The sequence below is a fragment of the Sulfurimonas sp. ST-25 genome (assembly GCF_048079205.1).
Classification (GTDB): domain Bacteria; phylum Campylobacterota; class Campylobacteria; order Campylobacterales; family Sulfurimonadaceae; genus Thiomicrolovo; species Thiomicrolovo sulfuroxydans.
On the sequence record NZ_CP182225.1, the window covers coordinates 64,616 to 82,673 of the forward strand.

General features: G+C 60.8%; 17 protein-coding genes. 1 reads left to right on the top strand and 16 read right to left on the bottom strand.

Translation table 11 applies throughout. From position 1 onward, the window contains the following. Window position 1 precedes the first annotated feature (1 nt). From ACM66T_RS00325 to ACM66T_RS00395, 15 genes are all read right to left on the bottom strand, one after another. Window positions 2–802 carry an ABC transporter ATP-binding protein gene (locus ACM66T_RS00325; RefSeq protein WP_231019597.1) on the bottom strand — a complete coding sequence of 267 codons (801 nt, stop codon included), beginning with the start codon at window positions 800–802 and terminating at the stop codon, window positions 2–4. Then, window positions 793–1,818, bottom strand: a complete 1,026-nt coding sequence (locus ACM66T_RS00330; RefSeq protein ID WP_231019598.1) for a FecCD family ABC transporter permease — start codon at window positions 1,816–1,818, stop codon at window positions 793–795. The genes ACM66T_RS00325 and ACM66T_RS00330 overlap by 10 nt, the downstream gene beginning before the upstream one ends. After that, window positions 1,815–4,052, bottom strand: a complete 2,238-nt coding sequence (locus ACM66T_RS00335) for a TonB-dependent receptor (RefSeq protein ID WP_231019600.1) — start codon at window positions 4,050–4,052, stop codon at window positions 1,815–1,817. The genes ACM66T_RS00330 and ACM66T_RS00335 overlap by 4 nt, the downstream gene beginning before the upstream one ends. A gap of 131 nt (window positions 4,053–4,183) precedes the next feature. After that, window positions 4,184–5,182, bottom strand: a complete 999-nt coding sequence (locus ACM66T_RS00340) for an ABC transporter substrate-binding protein (RefSeq protein ID WP_416768664.1) — start codon at window positions 5,180–5,182, stop codon at window positions 4,184–4,186. Window positions 5,183–5,191: 9 nt separating this feature from the next. Further along, window positions 5,192–5,989 (bottom strand): TonB family protein, encoded by a 798-nt coding sequence (locus ACM66T_RS00345; protein WP_416768665.1) that lies wholly within the window; start codon window positions 5,987–5,989, stop codon window positions 5,192–5,194. A 3-nt stretch (window positions 5,990–5,992) separates the two neighbouring features. Beyond that, window positions 5,993–6,565 carry a globin gene (locus ACM66T_RS00350; protein ID WP_231019603.1) on the bottom strand — a complete coding sequence of 191 codons (573 nt, stop codon included), beginning with the start codon at window positions 6,563–6,565 and terminating at the stop codon, window positions 5,993–5,995. Between the two features lie 297 nt (window positions 6,566–6,862). Further along, complete coding sequence (locus ACM66T_RS00355) at window positions 6,863–8,053, bottom strand: hypothetical protein (RefSeq protein WP_231019604.1); 1,191 nt, start codon at window positions 8,051–8,053, stop codon at window positions 6,863–6,865. A gap of 10 nt (window positions 8,054–8,063) precedes the next feature. Next, window positions 8,064–9,398 (bottom strand): cytochrome c, encoded by a 1,335-nt coding sequence (locus ACM66T_RS00360; protein WP_231019605.1) that lies wholly within the window; start codon window positions 9,396–9,398, stop codon window positions 8,064–8,066. A 363-nt stretch (window positions 9,399–9,761) separates the two neighbouring features. Then, window positions 9,762–10,538 (bottom strand): TOBE domain-containing protein, encoded by a 777-nt coding sequence (locus tag ACM66T_RS00365; protein ID WP_416768666.1) that lies wholly within the window; start codon window positions 10,536–10,538, stop codon window positions 9,762–9,764. Window positions 10,539–10,626: 88 nt separating this feature from the next. After that, the gene (locus ACM66T_RS00370; RefSeq protein ID WP_416768667.1) at window positions 10,627–11,673 is read right to left on the bottom strand and encodes a sensor histidine kinase; all 1,047 of its coding nucleotides are present in this window, start codon (window positions 11,671–11,673) and stop codon (window positions 10,627–10,629) included. Next, the gene (locus ACM66T_RS00375) at window positions 11,660–12,295 is read right to left on the bottom strand and encodes a response regulator transcription factor (protein WP_231019609.1); all 636 of its coding nucleotides are present in this window, start codon (window positions 12,293–12,295) and stop codon (window positions 11,660–11,662) included. The genes ACM66T_RS00370 and ACM66T_RS00375 overlap by 14 nt, the downstream gene beginning before the upstream one ends. A gap of 8 nt (window positions 12,296–12,303) precedes the next feature. Then, window positions 12,304–13,128, bottom strand: coding sequence for a hypothetical protein (locus ACM66T_RS00380; protein WP_231019610.1), 825 nt, complete (start codon window positions 13,126–13,128; stop codon window positions 12,304–12,306). Continuing rightward, window positions 13,125–13,481, bottom strand: a complete 357-nt coding sequence (locus tag ACM66T_RS00385) for a hypothetical protein (protein WP_231019611.1) — start codon at window positions 13,479–13,481, stop codon at window positions 13,125–13,127. The genes ACM66T_RS00380 and ACM66T_RS00385 overlap by 4 nt, the downstream gene beginning before the upstream one ends. Before the next feature lie 56 nt (window positions 13,482–13,537). Then, window positions 13,538–14,431 carry a cation diffusion facilitator family transporter gene (locus ACM66T_RS00390; RefSeq protein WP_416768668.1) on the bottom strand — a complete coding sequence of 298 codons (894 nt, stop codon included), beginning with the start codon at window positions 14,429–14,431 and terminating at the stop codon, window positions 13,538–13,540. Between the two features lie 6 nt (window positions 14,432–14,437). Further along, window positions 14,438–16,393 carry an LTA synthase family protein gene (locus tag ACM66T_RS00395; RefSeq protein WP_231019613.1) on the bottom strand — a complete coding sequence of 652 codons (1,956 nt, stop codon included), beginning with the start codon at window positions 16,391–16,393 and terminating at the stop codon, window positions 14,438–14,440. Between the two features lie 177 nt (window positions 16,394–16,570). Here ACM66T_RS00395 and ACM66T_RS00400 point away from each other — a divergent pair, with 177 nt between their 5' ends. Next, window positions 16,571–17,740 carry an MFS transporter gene (locus ACM66T_RS00400; protein ID WP_231019614.1) on the top strand — a complete coding sequence of 390 codons (1,170 nt, stop codon included), beginning with the start codon at window positions 16,571–16,573 and terminating at the stop codon, window positions 17,738–17,740. Window positions 17,741–17,782: 42 nt separating this feature from the next. On the opposite strand, the gene ACM66T_RS00405 is transcribed toward ACM66T_RS00400, so the two are convergent. Beyond that, window positions 17,783–17,965, bottom strand: coding sequence for a DUF2892 domain-containing protein (locus ACM66T_RS00405; protein ID WP_416768669.1), 183 nt, complete (start codon window positions 17,963–17,965; stop codon window positions 17,783–17,785). Window positions 17,966–18,058 lie beyond the last annotated feature (93 nt).

Consider the following 18,058-nt stretch of genomic DNA (forward strand, 5'->3'; position numbering starts at 1 on the left):
CTTATGAACATGGGGTGTGGGATGGGGAAGTGAAATGGGGGACGCACCAGCCCCGTTCACGGTGACGGATCACCTCCGCATCGACGTCGTAGACGTGGCGCAGCATCCGGGGGGTGATAACTGCATCGGGATCGCCGTTCGCGATGATTTTGCCCCCGTGCATGACAATGACCCTGGTGGAGACCAGCAGTGCATGGTCGGGATAGTGCGTCGTCTTTAAAAAGGTGTAGCCCTCTGCCGCCAGCTCCGTGATCATCCGCAGCAGGCGCATCTGGTTGCCGTAATCAAGCCCGTTGACCGGTTCGTCCATGATGAAGGTGCGTACCTCCTGGGCGATGGCGCGCGCCAGCAGCACCATCTGCTTCTGGCCGCCGCTGAGCTGCCCGAAGGGGCGCGAAGCGAGGTCGGCGATGCCGACGCGCTCCAGCGCGGCGCGGGCGATATCTCGGTCGCGTCTGGAGGGGTGGGCGAAAAAGCCCAGCTTCGATACCCGCCCCATCAGGACCATCTCCTCCACGCTGTAGCCGAAGGGGACGTTGTGGTACTGCGGAATGTAGGCGACATGCGTCGCGATGTCGCGGTGGTTGTAGTTGTAGAGCGGTTGTCCGTGCAGGCGGATGTCGCCTTTGCCTTCGAGCAGCCGCAGCATGAGGCGGATCAGGGTGCTCTTGCCGCAGCCGTTTGGCCCCAGCAGGCTCACGACCTCTCCCGGGTAGAGGGCAAGATCGACGCCATCGAGAACGGAATGTTTCGGATAGGCGAAAGAGAGATTTTTAACGGTATAGACGGGTTTCAGTTCCATGCGGCCCTCGCGTTTTTAAGTACGATGATAAAGACGGGGATGCCGATGAGCGAGGTGAGGATCCCGATGGGGATCTCGACGTTCATCGCCAGGCGGGAGACGGAATCGGCCAGGAGCATGAAGGCTCCGCCGACCAGGGCGCTCAGCGGCAGCAGCAGCGTATGCGAAGGTCCCGCGGCCATACGGACGATGTGCGGGATGATGAGTCCCACCCAGCCGATGATGCCCGCCATCACCACGGAGAGCGACGAGGCGAGCGTCGCCAGGATAATGGCGGTCAGGCGGATGCGTTTGACGTCGATGCCGAGGGCGCGCGCCTCCTCGTCGCCGAGGCTCAGCAGATCGAAATACTTGCCCATCACGAGCAGTGCCGCGATGGAGAGCCCCATCGGCACGGCGGCGAGCAGCACCTCGTCGAGTTCGGCCATGCTGAGCGAGCCCATCAGCCAGTAGACGATGGCCGGCAGCGTGCTGTAGGGGTCGGCGACGTATTTGACGACGGAGAGCAGCGCCGTGAAGAGCGAACCGCTGATGACCCCGCCGAGCACGAGCATGACGGTCGAGCGCGAACTGGTCACCATGGAGCCCACCATCACGGCGAAGGCGACGGCGACGAAGCCGAAGGCGAAGGCCAGGGCTTGCACGATCCACCACTGTTCGCTCAGCAGCATCCCCAGTGCGGCGCCGAAGGAGGCACCGGCGAGGACGCCTAGGATCCCCGGCGAGACGAGGGGGTTGACGAACATCGCCTGGAAAGCGGCGCCCGACGTCGCGAGCGCGGCACCGATCAGGATAGCCAGAAGGATGCGCGGCAGACGGATCTGGAACAGGATGTTCTCAAGCAGGGCGAACTCCTCCTGCACAGCGCCGCCGAAGAGTTTGTACTTGACAAAGGCGAGCAGCGTTTCGGGCGCGATCGGGTACTGGCCCCAGGAGAGGGCCAGCAGCGCCGACAGCAGGAGCAGCAGGGTGCCCCCGCCCAGAAAGAGCCAGTAGGATGAGGTGCGCCTGGTCAAAACGACAGACTCAGCGATCCGAAGACGGAGAGCGGCGCCCCCGTCTGGTAGGTGGAAGAGGTGCCCGTCGTCGCGAGGACGTTGTCCGCGGAGATGATGGTCGCCACGTACTTCTCGTCGGTCAGGTTCGTCCCGCTGAGGCGGAAGACGGCGCTTTTGCTGCCGAGAAAACCGTTGATGCGGTAGGCGACGTCAAGGTCGAAGAGGGTGTAGGCGTCGACGGTCTGGCTGTTTTGGAGGTCGCCGTAGCGTTTGGAGGTGTAGCGCACGCTCGGCGTGATCATCCAGCCGCCGACGCTGTAGGAGAGCGCCGCCTTGGCCAGGACCTCCGGCGCGTCGGGGACCTGTTTGCCCTCCGTGTCGATCGTCGTCGTCGGCGAGCTTTTGAAGTCCTGCGTAAAGGCGTACTTGTTGTAGGAGAGCCCCGCGATGAACTCCAGCGATTCGCTGACCGGACCCGAAGCGGAGAACTCTGCGCCGTAGCCCATCGCGTCGCCGACGTTGGCGGGATAGTTGACGCCGTATTCGGGGTCGTAGACGTTGGCCTGCTTGTTCTTGACGAAGGAGACGAAGAGCACCGGGTTCAGCGCGACGCCGCCGACCATCGTCTTGTAGCCCAGGTCGATGTTGTCGGAGGTTTCGAGTTCGAGCTTGTTCCACAGCTGCTGCAGCGTCACGTTCTTGGCGACGAAGTTGGCCCGGTTCTTGATGTAGGTCGGGAAGAGGTTGACGTCGAAGCCGTAGGTGCGGGCGTAGGAGACGTAGAGCGTGTTGAGTTCATCGAAACGGTAGCCGGCATAGAGCGACGGGATCCACGTATGGAAGGTCTTCGCCTTGACGCTGGCCCAGGGGTCGAGGGTGCCCTGGGCGATCGCCGTGTCGTAGTTCTGGCTGGTGTTGAGGTCGGTACCGAAGGTGTAGCTCTTGAGCGAGCCGATCTCGAAGCTCTGGTACTGGAGCCCGGCGTTGTAGTCAAAGCCGCCGAGGCTGCCGGAGAGCTCCGCGAAGGGGGCCTGGAGGGTGTGGTACCCGGTTTCGGCCAGGGAGGCGTACCCGTCAAAAACGAGGTCGCCGCCGACGGATTTGTACTTCAGGCGGTCCGTCGGCGGTCCCGGAGGCTGCTGTTTGTGGTACCAGTAGCCCAGCGTCGTCTTGAGGGCCTTGGAGAAGCGGTGGGTGTAATCGGCGACGCCCCCGAAGAGGTCATGGTCGATCCGCCACTGGATGACGCGGTTTTTCGCAGGGTTCGCGTTGACGCTGGCGTTCCAGTACTCCCCCTTGTCCGTTTTGTAGTAGGGTTTGATTGTCACCGTGTCGTCAGCGCTTGGGCGGAACTGCAGGGTTGCCAGGACGGCCGTCGTATCGAAATTCTGTTTGTTCCAGTCGTAGTAATCGACGTCGTTGTCCGCCGTCGGCCGGGCGGAGGCGAAATCTTTGTCCCAGTAGCTCTCCAGATCCTGGGCCTCGGTATAGGAGAGGGCGTAGTAGTTGTGGTGATCGTCTTTGTTGTAGATGACGTAGGCTTCCGCGCTGAACATCTCCGAGGGGGTATAGGCGATCCCCGCCATGGCGTTGAAGCGCTCAAGTTCCCCGTCGCCTTTGTACTTGTCGTATCCGAGGTGGGAGAACGATCCGAAGAGGCGGACGTCCCCCATCTGCCCGCTGTCGAAGCGTGCAAAGGAGCGGGTGAAACTGTCCGAACCGAACGCCTGGGAAAGCGTACCGCTGCTCTGCTGCCGCGGCGCGTTGACGTTCATGTCTACCTTGCCGATCAGGCTGGAGAAACCGATGTTCTTCTCCGGTGGCAGGTACCCTTTGAGCAGGTCGATGGAGGCGACGTTCTCCATGTCGAGCATCTGTTTGCCGCCGCCGGGGTTGCTGGAGATCGGCATGCCGTTGATCATATAGACGCCCCCCGGGCCCGACTGGGATTTGCCGCGGATGCGGATGGGGTCGTGGTAGGAGGGTTCGTTGGAACCGGACGTGTCGGCGGGGGTGTAGTTGACCGAAGGGGAGTACTGGATGACCGTAAAGGGGTTCATGTTTGCCTGGGTCCCGAGGGTCGTGATGCTCTTCTTTTCGAAGCGCTGATCGGAACCGTTGGTGTCGCCCTGGTAGAGGGTGTCGTCCAGCGCGCTGTCGGAGACGACGATGTGTTCGATATTAACGGGGTCGGCCCAGAGGGCGGAGGCGGCCATGACGGCAACGAGGGGGTAGGTGTAAACGGGTTTCAAGTGGATTCTCCTTGGTTTCTTCATGGCACCAGGCAGAGCCCGGATACCTGTATTGATGCTGTGTTCTTCGTTGCGCACCGAGAGACCGTGTTTCGTCGAACGCAGCGGCTTGTTGGTTGCTCGCGACCCGGTCAGGGCACCAGCAGGTCGTCTATCTCTTGCGCGCTCAGGTCGACGCCGAGAAACAGTTTGTAAAAGGCGGCAACGCGCACTTTCAGATCGACGTCGTACGCCTCGGGGTGGAAAAGCGAGGCGAGCCACTGGATGCCGATGACGCGCATGAACGACGGCGGACGGTCGACCCAGTTGAACGGCAGCGTCGGGACGAGGTATATCCGTCCCGCTTTGACGGCGCGGAGCTGCTGCCACATCGGGTCCTCCACGAGGTCGCCGTAGACCATGGCGTGCTGGACGATGATCACCTCCGGATCGTAGGCCAGCAGGGTCTCGAAGTTGATCTTCTCCAGCCCGCGCAGGTTGCTCTGGCGGCATTTGTGGACGTTCTCGCCGCCGGCGAAGTTCATGGCGACGACGTGGAAGGAGGTGTCGCACTCCGTCGAGAGGCCGTCCAGCCCCTCGGCGTAGTAGTAGCGTGTCGGCTTGGTGCCGGCCAGGGAGGTGTTGATCTCGGCAATGACCGTGCGGGTGTAGTCGGCCAGTTCCCGGCCGCGTTTGCCCGCGCCGATGGCGTCGCCGACGCGTTCCATGGCGTCGGGCATCGAGTCGATCTGCCGGAACGGTACGGTCATCGTCGGAACGCCCAGTTTCGTGATCTGGTCGGTCACGGTCTGCACGAGCATGTCGTCTTCCCAGATCAGCACAAGGTCCGGGCGGGCGGCGATGAGACTCTCGAGGTTGATGCGGCTGCCGCTGCCGTGGAACGAGCCGATGACGGGCAGCGCGAGAAAGCGCGCGTCGAGGTAGGCGGGATTGGCACCGTTAAAGGGGTTCTTGGCCGCGAAGTTGAGGCCGATCATTTTGTCAGGGGCGAGGGCGTAGAGCAGGTAGTTCATCGGCGGCGAAGAGCCGAAGACCCTCTTGACGGTCGCCTGATCTTCTTTCATATCGCTAAGCGCCTGGGGTACCAAGACGAGCACCGATATAAAGAGGGTAAGCAGAAGTCTGTTCATGGTGGGTTCCTAAGAGTGTGAAAGTGAGAAGGTAATCGGGATCGTCAGATGGGTCAGCGATTCAAGAGAGGGAAAATCGCCGCTGAGATCCCATAGCGTTTGCAACGCTTTACGGTCCAGAATCGTACTGCCGCTGCTGCGTAAGATTTCCGCAGCAGCGACCGTACCGTTGGAAGCAAGTTTGAACGAGAGCGTCACCACCCCCTCGAGCCGCAGCCTTCTTGCGGCGGCGGGGTAGGCGATGGCGGATTCGATCATGGCACGTATCTGTCCCAGCACCGTTGCGTCCGGCCCGGTTGGGTCAGCTTTTTTGTTGTTGGCAAGCGGTGTAGCGCTTGACGCATTGTTTGGTGTGTGAGGAGAAGTTTCCGCGTGTGAGGCCGGGGCCACGGGCGGGGACGGAAGAGAGGCAAACGCCTCAGATAAAGCCGCGTCATCGGGTGTCTTTATCTCAGGGGTTTTGGGGAGGGGAACGGGAGCGCTCTGGGGCGCGGCCTTGACCGTTTCATGTACCGGCACCGCTGCCGTTTTTACCGGCGGTTTCGGGCGTGCAGCCGGTGTGGCCGGGAGGGGTTTCGCTTTCGGCGCGGCGGCCGCAGCTGCGGCACGCGGCGCATAGTCGGCCAGGGAGATCGCCATCGTCTGCCGCTCGGCCGTGAGGAGGGGCGTCGAGGGGTGCGGTGCGTAGAAGAACGCGCCCACCAAGGCGGCGTGCATCAGCAGGGACGCACCCATCGCTTGCAGGCGGTGATGGCGGTCGTTTTCATGTATCATATTTGATATAACGCTTGGTGCAAAAGAGTGCATTGTCTACTCCGCCGCCTTGCGTCCCGCGAGGGGTTCATAGGGGTAGCGCGTGATGGGGGTGACCGTCGTACGGCGGTTGATCATGCGGATGGAGAGGGCTTCGATCCACTCCCAGAACTCCCGGGCGTGTTCGGCGGGCATGGCACGCTCCGCCATCGCCTTGCGGTACATCATCAGCCAGATCTCCCGGGCTTTTTCATCCACGATGAGGTGCAGGTGGCGCATCCGGAGCGCGGGGTGGCCGTGGGCATCGCTGAAGGTTTTCGGTCCGCCGAGGGCCTCAATGAAGAAGTCGGCGGCTTTTTCGGTGGCGGCGGCAAAGGCGTCGTCGTCATCGGGGAACATCTCGCCCAGCACCGTCTTGCGCAGCAGGCCGTGGTGGTACCGGACGAGGTCGCGGATGTTTGCTTGGCCCCATGCGCGGTAGAGCGCGTCGGAGGGGAAGGTGACCTCGGGATAGACAAAGTCGATCTTCGCATCGGCCGTACGCGGGGCGGCGCCGGCTCCTTCAAACGGCCCGGTGCCGCACTGGTTAAAGCCATGGATCGCCGTGCCATTCTCTGTAAAGACGTTCATGCTTCCCTCCATTATGTTTTAAATGATATAACGCTGTTTCAACGATTGATGCAGTTGGCATTCCACGAAAATCGGAACATTTTGCGTTGTTTTTGGAATGATATAACGAAATTGTCTTGTTTTGTCTTAAACGGTGCTGTTTTTGTCGCGCGGGGGCTGCAAACCCTCCGGCCGGACAGCCGCATCGTGTCGGTACGCTTTGAAAGTACAAGGAGGCAGGGCGTGTAGAGCGGCCCCGTGGGGTAATGGACTGTCCTGCGGGAGTGTTCGTCCGGGCCTGCGGCCCGGTATGCCCCGCTAGGCGAAGCTGTTTTTGAATACGGTGAACATACCCCAGCCGAAGTAGACGAGACACCACAGGATCAAAATGGCGAACGTGGAGTTGGCCAGTCTGGTCACCAGCGCGTCTTTACTGGCGTCGAAGACCCCTTCGGTCTTGCCGGCCTTCCAGGCGAGCGTGGCGATGAACGCGACGCCCGTGAAGCCCAGGAAGACGAAGGTGAGCAGAAACATGACGACGGAGGGCCAGTCGATGTTCATGGGGTAGTCATAGACGGAGTAGCCCAGGTCGCCCATGATCTGGAAGCGGATCAGCTCGCGCATGCCGGAGATCAGCAGGGCGACCACTACCAGCCAGAGGGTCGTCAGGTAGCTCCGCTTGACGACGTTGATCATGACGAGCAGGAGCAACACGGAGATGACGATGGCGAGGGAGAGCGGGTTGAACAGTAGCCCCTCCATAAACATCCATGCGACGAAGAGCGCGGCGCTCACCAGAAGACCGATGGTCGCGATTTTCGTGCCAAGGCGGCGCGAAAAGGCGATGTACTCTTTCGTGAAATCGCTGCGCGTACTCAGGAAGTCGCTGTAGTTCTGCAAAAAGATGCCGACGACCGGGGCGCTGAGCGAGACCATAAAGAGCAGCCGTACCGGATCCATATGGAAGTTGAGGCCGGAGGTGTCGACCGTGCCGCCCGGGGCGTACCAGTTCATCCACTCGTTGGGCTGGATGGATTCGACGGAGAAGACGTGCATCAGTACCCCGGCGAAGACGATGAAAGCAAAGCTGATCAGGCCGATCGTCCTGCCCCCGCCCTTTTTATTGGCGTAATAGAACCAGTAGAAGAGCATATAGCCGACGATCAATGCGTAGATGAACGTGAAGACCCAGATACCCGAAAGGGCATTGGTGACGTACCAGTTAGGGTCGTAGATAACCTGGGTAAAGAGCAGCGGGGCGATGCCCAGTAGAATCGCCAGCGAGATGCTGATCTTGCCCGTCTGGATCATATGCCCCGTCAGGAGCTTCCAGTCGGGGCTTTTCTTCTGTTTGCCGCTGCCGGCGAGCGAGAGGGTGATACTGCCGATGGCGAGCAGGACGAAGGCGGCGTGCAGCGCCCATGTCAGGACATAGAGCGCCTGAAAGACGACCGGGTAGAACGGGACCCCTGCGGGGTCGCGAAGGGTATTTAACAGTGTAGCATCCATAGGCATCTCCTTAGTTGGTTTGGGTCGCTATCCAGGCGGCCATCGCGTCGAACTCGGCGTCGGGCAGGTCGATCTTGGGCATATAGGGGATGGCCCCCGTCGCCAGCGATCCCTGCATGAAGGCTTTGATCGTCTCTTTGTCCTGGCCGGCGAAGCGTGCCATCAGCGGGCGGAACTTGGCGCCCGGTTCCAGTGCATGGCAGTTGGAACAGGCGAGTTTGGTCAGCAGTTGGCCCGCTTCGAGACGGTTTTCGGGCGTGATCGTGCGCAGCCGGTCCGGGATCCACGGATTGACCCGCAGCAGCCCATTTGCGGCGATAATTTCCACTTCGCCTTTGATGTTTTTGCCCGGGACGTCCCGGCTGATAATCTGGTTGCTGTAGATGTAGCGTCCGGCGACATAGGGTTTGCGCAGGCTTTCGCGCAGTTTTTCACCCGGCCAAAGGCCGACGACAGCGATGACAAAGAGCATGACGATCGCCAGGGAGCGGTGGATGTACTGTGGCTTGACAATCGCCAGCAGGAAATAGAGCGCAAACGCGACGATCAGGATGATGCGCGTCGTCAGAATCGAGGGGAGATAGATCCCCAGCAGGATATCCGCACTCTCGGGCAGCGTCTTGATGTACCACATAAAGAAGAAGAGCACGAGGAAGCCGCCGAGGAGACTGACGTAGCCCATTTTACGGGTCAGCTCGTTGGAGATCTCCTTGTTCTTCATCGCGCTGGAGATGATCAGCCCGATGACACCGGCTATCATAATCATGAAACCGATGCGCAGGAACATATGCGGGAAGGTGTTGACGCCGAAGAACGCGTCGCTGGCCGATCCCGTCTGATAAAAGGCGTCGTTGCCCGGCCACATCATGAAGCTGATGATGCCGATGATGAGCATCAGGGTACCGACGGAGGCCAGTGCGAAGGTGTAGGTCAGTTTCAGGTGCGTTCTGCGGTCGATTTTGTCGATGAAGTAGACCAGCGCGAAGACGCCGATGACCTCATAGATGAAAAAGACCCACTCCGTGGCCCAGACCCAGACGAAGTTGTGGATCAGCGCGCTGATTCCCCGCGGGCTGGCCGCCGTGGCCGTATACCAGATCCCCGGCCCTGTGATGGAACCGATGACATAGGAGAAGATCAGCAGGAACATGCCGTATTTCTTCATATAGTCATAGAGGTCGGTGCGGTTCTCCTTGTATGCCTTGTGCGCCAGGAATGCGAAGAGCAGCGCGGCACCGACGGAGGTGTGCGAAGCCAGAATGTGAATGGTTCCGGTGATGCCCATCAACCAGGCGGAGCCGATATCGGGAAAATAAAAGAGCGGAAACATGCCAATAAAATCCATCCGTTTCTCCTCAAACAGATAATCCCGGCAGAGGCAATGCGCCCCTACGGGATGATTCCATAGGTAGCACTCGGGTGGGTTCGGTACCCAAAATGCGCCTATTGGGAAAAAACAACATTTGATTCGTCATAGGGATATGGCACAATAAAATGTTGTAACACAACACAAACATACCCGTCTGTCATCGCCAAATTGTCGACGGGTATGCTTCTTCATCCGGTTAAAACTGCTTCCTCATTTAAAATGATTCTGAAATATGGGAAACGGAAAATAATAATCAACTGATATTAATTTTGTGTTAAGGGCTGTTCAGAAATGAACGGTTATGAGAAAAGGGTGTGTGCGGGATGCTGTGCGGGCGCTTCAGGCCCCGATGATGATGTGGTTCTTCGCAACGGTGGCGTAGGCTTCCATCGCCGTTTCCAGGGCGTCGCTGGCGTCGAGGTCCGTCACGCCGATCAGTTTGGAGCCCCCTTCGAGCTGGAGGGTGATCTCCGCGTTTTCGCTGCTGCGCTGCAAAGAGGTGATCTTCCCCTTCAGGATATTGACATCGTCGGAGGCTTCCGGTGCGCCCCGGCTGATGATGACGTCGCTGGATTTTATGATGGCGTAGGCGTCACACCCCTCTTCCAGGCCCATGTTGCGCACCGACGTCGAGGTGATCACGGAAAAGAGGGTGTCACCGCCGGGAAGTTGCAGGCGCAGTTCGGAACGCAGACCGTGGGGCGTGATGCTCCCGACGCTGCAGGTGATCTGGTTGCGCGCGCTGGTGGTGAGGAAGGTGCGCGAGAGGATGCGGGCGAGCCGTTCGGGGTCGTCGCCCGCTTCGGCGAAGCGGTTGATGAATTCGCGGTGCAGCTCCGCGAAGCGCTTGTAGGTGGCAATGAGCTCGTAGGCGTGGGCGGTGAGGACCGTCCCCCCGCCGCCGCGTCCGCCGGTGGTCTTCTCGATGATGGGGCGGTCGGCGATGTCGTTCATGGCGTTGACCCGTTCCCAGGCGGCCTTGTAGCTCATTTTCATCGCCTTCGCCGCGGCATGGATGGAGCCGGTCTGGGCAATCTTTTCGAGCAGCTCGATACGCCCGTTGCCCAGGAAGTTCCTGCCGTCCTTGCGCAGCCAGAAGCGTCCGTCTATCTGCATGGAATGCCTTTGGAAGAGGTCACGGGGAGGGAAAACGGCGGCATGGGGTTCCTTGGCGAATGATTTGACGGGCTTATTATAACAGACGCTAACGCGCGGTTTGTTCCGGCGGCAGGGTGCAGCTGAAGGTCACGCGGTTTTCGCTCTGGGTGACGGTGATGGCGATCTTCTCCTCGTCGCAGAGTTTTTTGACGATGTGCAGGCCGATCCCGATGCCGCGTTCACTCTCCTTGTAGAAACGGTCAAAGAGGTTGCGGGGCGAACGGATGGGCGCCGCGGCGGTATTGGTAATGCTGAAGGTGTCCCCGGAGAGTGTCAGCGTTACCTCCCCCTCCTTGACATTGTATTTGCAGGCGTTGGAGAGGAGGTTGTCGACGATCCGCGTCAGGGCGTCGGGGTTGGCGCTCAGCGTCGTCGCTGAGAGGGCGGTATGAAAGGTGAGCGCGGGATAGAGATCCCGGAAAAAGGCCAGCCGCTCCGCAATGAGGGTGTCGAGCCGGAAGGTGTCGCGCTGCTGCGGCAGGCCGCCCTGGTACTCCTGGAGGTTGCGGTAGAGCATGCCGATCAGTTTGGCGCTCTTTTCGATCCGCCGGACGGCCTTGTCCTCCCGGTTCAGCATCGAGGTGTTGATGAGAATGGCACTGACGGGGGTATTGAGGTCGTGGATGATGTCCTTGATGAAACGGTCGGTCAGGGCCAGGGCGCTGCGCAGCGGGCGGAGGGTGTAGCGGGCAAACCCGAAGGCCATCGCCCCGACGACGGCCGAGAGCAGAAGCATAAAGAGAAGGTAGCGGCCCAGAAGTGCGCCGGTCTGGGCTTTGAAGTCCGTTTTCGGGTAGTAGATCTTGAGCAGGTAGCGCTGATTGGCCGGGAGGGGAAAGAGGGCGTAGAGCGTCCGGGCATCCTCGCGCAGTTCCAGCAGGGGGGCTTCCGTCTGTTTGGGGACGAAATCGAGGGAGAACTTTTCGCCCTCGAAATTGAAGTTGTAGTTTTTCATCTCCAGGAATAGCTGCTGTTTGAGGCTGCCGACGTCCTCGCGGTAGTTGTGATAGAGCAGGAAACCGATCAGGATCTCGATGGTGACGAAGTAGAGCGCGAGGCTCTTGAAGAAGGATTCTCTTTCAGAGGCTTTCAAGACGGTACCCCACGCCGCGGACGTTGGTGATGTCGATGCCCAGCTGCTGCTTGAGGCGGCTGATATGGAAACGCAGCGCCTGGTCGGTGGGCTGCTCCAGCAGTTCCAGCAGTTCGCTCTTGTCGATGGTCTGGCCGACATTGGTGACGAGCAGGCGGAAGATCGCCGTACGGATCTCCCCGAGGTCGATGCTGCGGTTGTTTTTGCTCACCCGCCCGTCAGCCGGGTTGAAGGTGATCTCCCCGTAGCGGAGCTGCCGTTCGAGCTGGTGGGTGCGCGCCTTGATGCGCAGCAGGAGCTCGTCGATGTCGAAGGGCTTTTTGAGGTAATCCTCCGCGCCTGCGGCGAACCCCTTGGTCATCGAGTCGATGTCGCGCAGGGCGGAGATGAAAATGGCGGGGGTGCGGTCCTCGGCGTCGCGCAGGGCGCTCAGCAGGTCGAAGCCGCCCAGCAGCGGGACGTTGATGTCGAAGAGGTAGAGGTCGAAGGGGGCATCGAAGGCCGCGTCGGCGGCCGCTTCCCCGTCGGTCACCCAGGCGGTCTCAAAGCCGTTGCGCGTGAGCAGATCCTGCAGGGATTCGCCCAGTACCGGATCGTCTTCGAGCAGCAGAATCCGCGCCATTCTCCCTCCTAGAAGCGGGCGAAGAGCATGATGCCGGCCGCGTGATCGCTGGCCGAATCGCTCAGGCCCAGGCTGTAGTTCACCTTTATCGAGAGTGTATCATAAAGCGGGAAGATCCCCAGCACGGAGAGGGAGCGCAACGCCGTAGTGTCCGGGATATACGACTCGGAGTAGTCGTACGAGAAACTCACGCTGCTCGCCGGCGTGGGGTAGAAGGTGACGCCGGCGGAACCGAAGGCGATGTCAGGGTACTTGACGGTACTGCTGTCGCCCGTGACGGTATAGCCGTACTGCACGAACGCGTCGAGCGCCGCAAAACGGTAGAGCCCCACCACGGAGCCGCCCCAGTCGTTCTCGCCGGTGCCCGTCCCCTCCTCGGCGGTGGCGAGCTTGAGGTGCACCCCCGGCGTGATAAAGAGACTGTCGGTGATGCTGAAGGCGTACCCGGCGCCGAGGAAGGTGTCGGAGAGGCCGCCGTCCTTGCTGTCGGCGACGGTCGGGTCCGCCGTACCGTAGTGGTAGTAGCTGATAAGCCCCGTCACGTAAAAGTCCCCCGCGTAGACGGCCGCCATCGCGTCCGTCGAGAGGGAGTCGACGCTCTCCGTTCCGCCGTATTTCCCGGTGGCGTAGCTCATTCCAAGCCCCGCAAGAAAAGTGACCTCCGTGCCCGCACTGCCGACGGGGCAGCCGTCCGCGCCCACCGTCATATCAAAAGAGGTGCCGGGGCAGTGGTCCAGGGTGTCGGCGACGCCGTCAAGATCGCTGTCGCGTTCTGCGGCAGCCGCGAAGAGGGAGGCGCCGAGCAGCCCCGTGATCAGGAGTAACCGTTTCATCTTACCGACTGACCCTGGCGGGGATGCATCTGCTGTTGTTGCATCTGCTGCATTTGCTGCTGCGTCTTGAGCTGCTGACGCATCTGCTGCTGCATGACGGCTTCGCTGCCCGCAGGTTTGCGCTGCGGTGCCGCCGCATCCTCGCCCGTCTGCATCCGGCTCTGCAGGGCCTCGAGGGCTTCGCTGCGCTGCTGCTGGTTAAGCTCGCGCATCTTCAGTTTGAAGGCGTTCATCTTCTCAAACCGCTCCTCTTTGGGGGCGTTGATGACCGCATCGATCAGGGTGTCGATCTCCTCCGTCTCCGCTGCCCAGAGCGCCGCACAGAGGGTCAGAATCGCTAGAAAGTACCGCATGAGTGCTCCTTTTGACGGTAGTATCGCACAGAAGTGTGAGCGGCGCGTGAGTCGGCTTAGCGGATCCGCCGCTTGTCGTCGTCGCGGCCGTATTCGCACTGGAAGGTCGTGTGGGTGATGCCGAAGCGCTCCTGCAGCCGTTTTTCAAGGGCTTCCACCGTCTGGGTCGCCCGGGAGAGGGGAAGGTTTTCGGCGAAATCGAGGTGGGCTTCGAGGTGGATGGCGTGGTCGCTCAGGCGCCAGAGGTGGATATGGTGGATCCCCGCGACGGCAGGCTCACCGCAGACGGTCTCGGCGACGGCAGCGACATCGACGGTTTCCGGGGCAAACTGCATCAGCACCCCTGTGCTCTCTTTGATGAGCCCCACGGAGGCGGCAATGAGGTAGAGGGCGATGATGATGGAAATGAGCGGGTCGACCCAGTGGATCTGCCACAGGGCGATGGCCACACCGCCCAGCACGACGGCGACGGAGGTGAGCACGTCGCCGAGCAGGTGAAGGTAGGCCGCACGGATGTTCATATTGCCCCGGGCGTCGGATTCGAGCAGGAAGATGCTGCCGCCGTTGACGACGATCCCCAGCAGCCCCATCCAGATCAGCCAGGAGGAGAGGACGGGTTCGGGGTAGATCAGCCGCATGACGGAAGCGTAGACGAGGTAGACGCCGATACCCGCGAGCACCGAGGCATTGAAAAGGGCAGCCACGATCTCGGCCCGCTTGTAGCCGAAGGTCTTGCTGCTGTCCGCCTCTTTGTGGGAGATACGGTGGGCGAACCAGCTGATCAGCAGGGCCATGACGTCGCTGAAGTTGTGCAGGGCGTCGCTGAGCAGGGCCAGAGACCCGGCAATAAGCCCTCCCGCCAGCTGGGCGAGGGTAATGAGGATATTGAGCGCGACGGCGATCAGCAGCTTCGTGCCGCTGATATCGTGGGAGTGGTGGTGGTCGCTCATGGGATGTTACTGCGCCTCGCCGGGTTCGGCTTTGAAGCGCTTGTGCTGGTAGAGGTCATTGATGACATGGATAAAGGCCGTCGTGTCGCGTTCGAGTTCCGGGTTGTGCGCCGCGGGGGTCAGGTGGTCCTCTGCGGAGAGGTCGAACGTCAACGCCGGGGTGTCGGGCTGGACGACGGCGAGTTTGTCGCCGTTGCGCAGGGCGTACATGTCGTGGAACTGCATCAGCACCATCTCTTTTTCGGGGTCTTCGAAGAGCGATTTGCCGAGGATGGGGTAGGTTAGGTCGAGTCCGACGGCGTCGAGGGCCGTGGCCAGGACGTCAGGCTGGGTAGAGCGCTTGGCGACGCGCTGGGGTTTGATGCCGCCGCCGAGGATCATCCCCATGATGCGGTATTTGGGGACGGGGATGAGGTCATCGCCGTAGGTACGGACGTTGTGGTCGGCGAGGATCATGAAGACGGTATCGTCGTAGTACCCTTCGCGCTTGGCGTCGTCGATGAGCTTCCCGATGGCGTAGTCGGCGAACTTGATGGCGTTCTCGACGCTGTTCTTCGGTTTGCCGGGGATCAGGTCGATGCGCCCGCCCGGGAATTCGAAGGGGGTGTGGTTGGTCGTACTGAAGAGCACGGAGACGAAGGGTTTGCCCTCGGCGTGCCACTTGGCGAACTCTTCGTTGGCCCGGACGACGAGGTCCTCGTCGCAGACGCCCCAGATGCCTGTGAAGGCGGGGTTCTTGAACTCGGGCTGATCGATCAGGACATCAAAACTGTTGCCGTAGAACCAGCCGCGCATATTGTCGAAGTTGCTGGCCCCGCCGTAGATGAAGCTGCTGCGGTAGCCGTAGGGTTTGAGCAGGGAGGCGACGGTAAAGAAATCCTCCTGGGACTTGTTGCGTTTGACGACCCCTTTGCCCGGCACGGGGAGGAAACCGGAGACGCTGCCGGCGATCCCCCGCACGCTGCGGGTGCCGTTGCTGTAGAGATGGTCGAAGAAGATGGACTCGCCGGCGAGGCGGTCGATGTTGGGCGTGACCCCTTTCTCGCCGCCGAGGGCGCCGACGAACTGCGCGCCCAGGCTCTCCTGCAGGAAGATGACAAGGTTTTTCGGCTTGGCGGAGGGGAAGTGGGTCGGTTGGGTCCGCCGGAAGGGGTCCTCCATGTCGCCGACGGGGATGCGCAGCTGGCGGGAGACCCGTTCATAGGCCTCTTTCAGCGGCATCTTGCCGTATTTGCTCATGACGACGCCGTGCTTCTTCTGCGAATAGTAGGCGTAGCCGATGCTGTAGAGGCTGTTCTTCGTGATCTCGTTCACGACGTGCGAATCGGTATAGACCGCGAGGGAGATATTGGCCGCGCGGTGGCTGAAGGAGGAGCGGATGCCGATGAAGAGCACGGCGACCAGCGGCAGCAGCAGCAGGAGTCGGATGGGCCACTTGATCTCGAAGACGACCTCAAATGTCTTGCGCGTCAGGGTCCAGAAGAGGTACCCCGCCACGGACATCATGATGGCGGCGACGAGCAGCTTGAGCTTGTAGGTCGCCCAGATGTTGCCGAACACCTCTTTGGGGTAATCGAGGTAGTTCAGAAAGATGTCGTTGGGGCGGACGTCGAATTCGGCGAAGAAGGGGAAGGTCGCATTTTCGATAAAGAGGGCCGCCAGCAGAAAAACGAGCAGATAGACCCGGATGAAGGTGCGGACGGGGCCGCCGAGGACCCGGGGCGCCGTAAAGAGCAGAAGGACGGGCAGCGCGAGGATGATACAGGCGACGATCGTATCCATCTGCAGGCCGAGCAGGAAGCTGAACCACTGGCTGACCCCGGCATCGGCGATGCGGTCGTAATAGAGCGCGAACAAAAGGGCCCGTCCGCTAAAGAAGATGGCAATGAAAAGCAGGTAAAAAGCGAAGAGCTGGCGCAGCGATGCGACAATAGCCTGCTTCTGGGTGAGCGGTGGGTGCATTCTTTTCCCTTTGGGTGTTGTGAAATGAATTATAGAATAATAGCGGATTCAGATGAACGCGGGGAGGCGGGCGTCCGCGGCGGCACTGTCGCCCCGTCCCCTCCGGTGAAAAATTCGCCGCGCTTATGGGCGGGTTGCCCTTCCTGGCGTATAATGCGCTCCACGAAAAGGCCGCTTATGTATGATTCCGTCGCCCGCAATGTCAGACTCTCTTTGCTGCTGCTGGCAACGATGGGCGTCATGTCCGGGATCGCCATCGTCGCGGCCCTGCCGCTGATCAGCCACCACTTCGGGGCCGTCCCCCACATCGAGTTTCTCTCGAAGCTGCTGCTGACGATCCCCTCCCTTGTCATTGCCGCCGTTGCCCCCTTCGCCGGGATGATCGTCGACCGCTTCGGGCGCCTGCGCCCCCTCTACCTCGGCATCGTGCTTTTTATTATCGGCGGCAGCTCCGGCTTCTACCTGCAGGATTTCAAAGCGATCCTCGCCGGGCGCGCCCTGCTGGGCTTTTCCGTTGCGCTGCTCATGACCGCCTCCACGGCCCTGATCGGCGACTATTTTGACGAGAAGGGGCGGCACCGTTTCATGTCGATGCAGGGAATGGCCGTCGGGCTGGGCGGGATCGTCTTCATCATCTCCGGGGGCTACCTGGCCCAGCTGGGCTGGAACTACCCTTTTGCCATCTACCTGCTGCCGCTGCTTTTCGTGCCGCTGCTGGTCTCATCACTGTACGAGCCGCAGCGGATCCATACGCACGGCGACGAAGCGGCGGCGGTTTCGCCGAAGCTGCTCCCGGTCTATCTCAGCGCTTTTTTCTCGATGCTGCTGTTTTACATGCTGCCCACGCAGATGCCCTACCTTGTCATCGACGAGCTGCACGGCACCCCCAGCAGCATCGGCCACTTTGTTGCCTTCGCCCTGCTCATCAACGCGCTCACGGCGCGGCAGTATGCGCGGATCCGCGCGCGGTTCAACTACGCACAGATCTTCGTCTTCATCTACCTCTTTTTCGGGACCGGCCTGCTGATCATGTCACAGGTGAGCTCCCCGCATCAGCTCTTTTTCGCTTCGGCTTTCATGGGGGTGGGGTTCGGACTCGTGATGGTCAACATCAACGCCTGGCTGCTCTCGCTGGTGCCGCCGCACCGCCGCGGCCGCGCGGTGGGGATGCTGACGATGAGCTTCTTCCTGGGACAGTTCTTCTCCCCCATCTTCTTCCAGCCGCTGATCACCTATGCCGGGATCCAGGGGCTCTTCCTGGTCATTTCCGGGGTCTCTTTCATCACGGCGGCGGTGCTTTATGTCAAAACGTTTCTGAAAAGGGGTGCGGGTTCTGCGGAGGGGTGAAGGAGAGGGGAACGGTTCACCGTTCCCCGGTGACATCAGGGTTTAGATGATGTTGCACTGTCCGGTGATTTTGCACAGCGGACAGAAGTTCATGATACCGGCGATGAAGGGGATCACGCCGAGGTAGAACCAGGGGTTGCCGCTGTAGGCACCGTAGCCGATAAGGGCGGCGCCCAGGGCGATACGGAAGGGGCGGCAGAATTTGCGGATCTTGATAACGTTCATAGATTGCTCCGTTTTTTGCGGAATTATAGCGCAGAGGGTGGGATCGTAATATTAATTATTTCAATTAGTCATACTGCTTTCAAGGTGCATCCC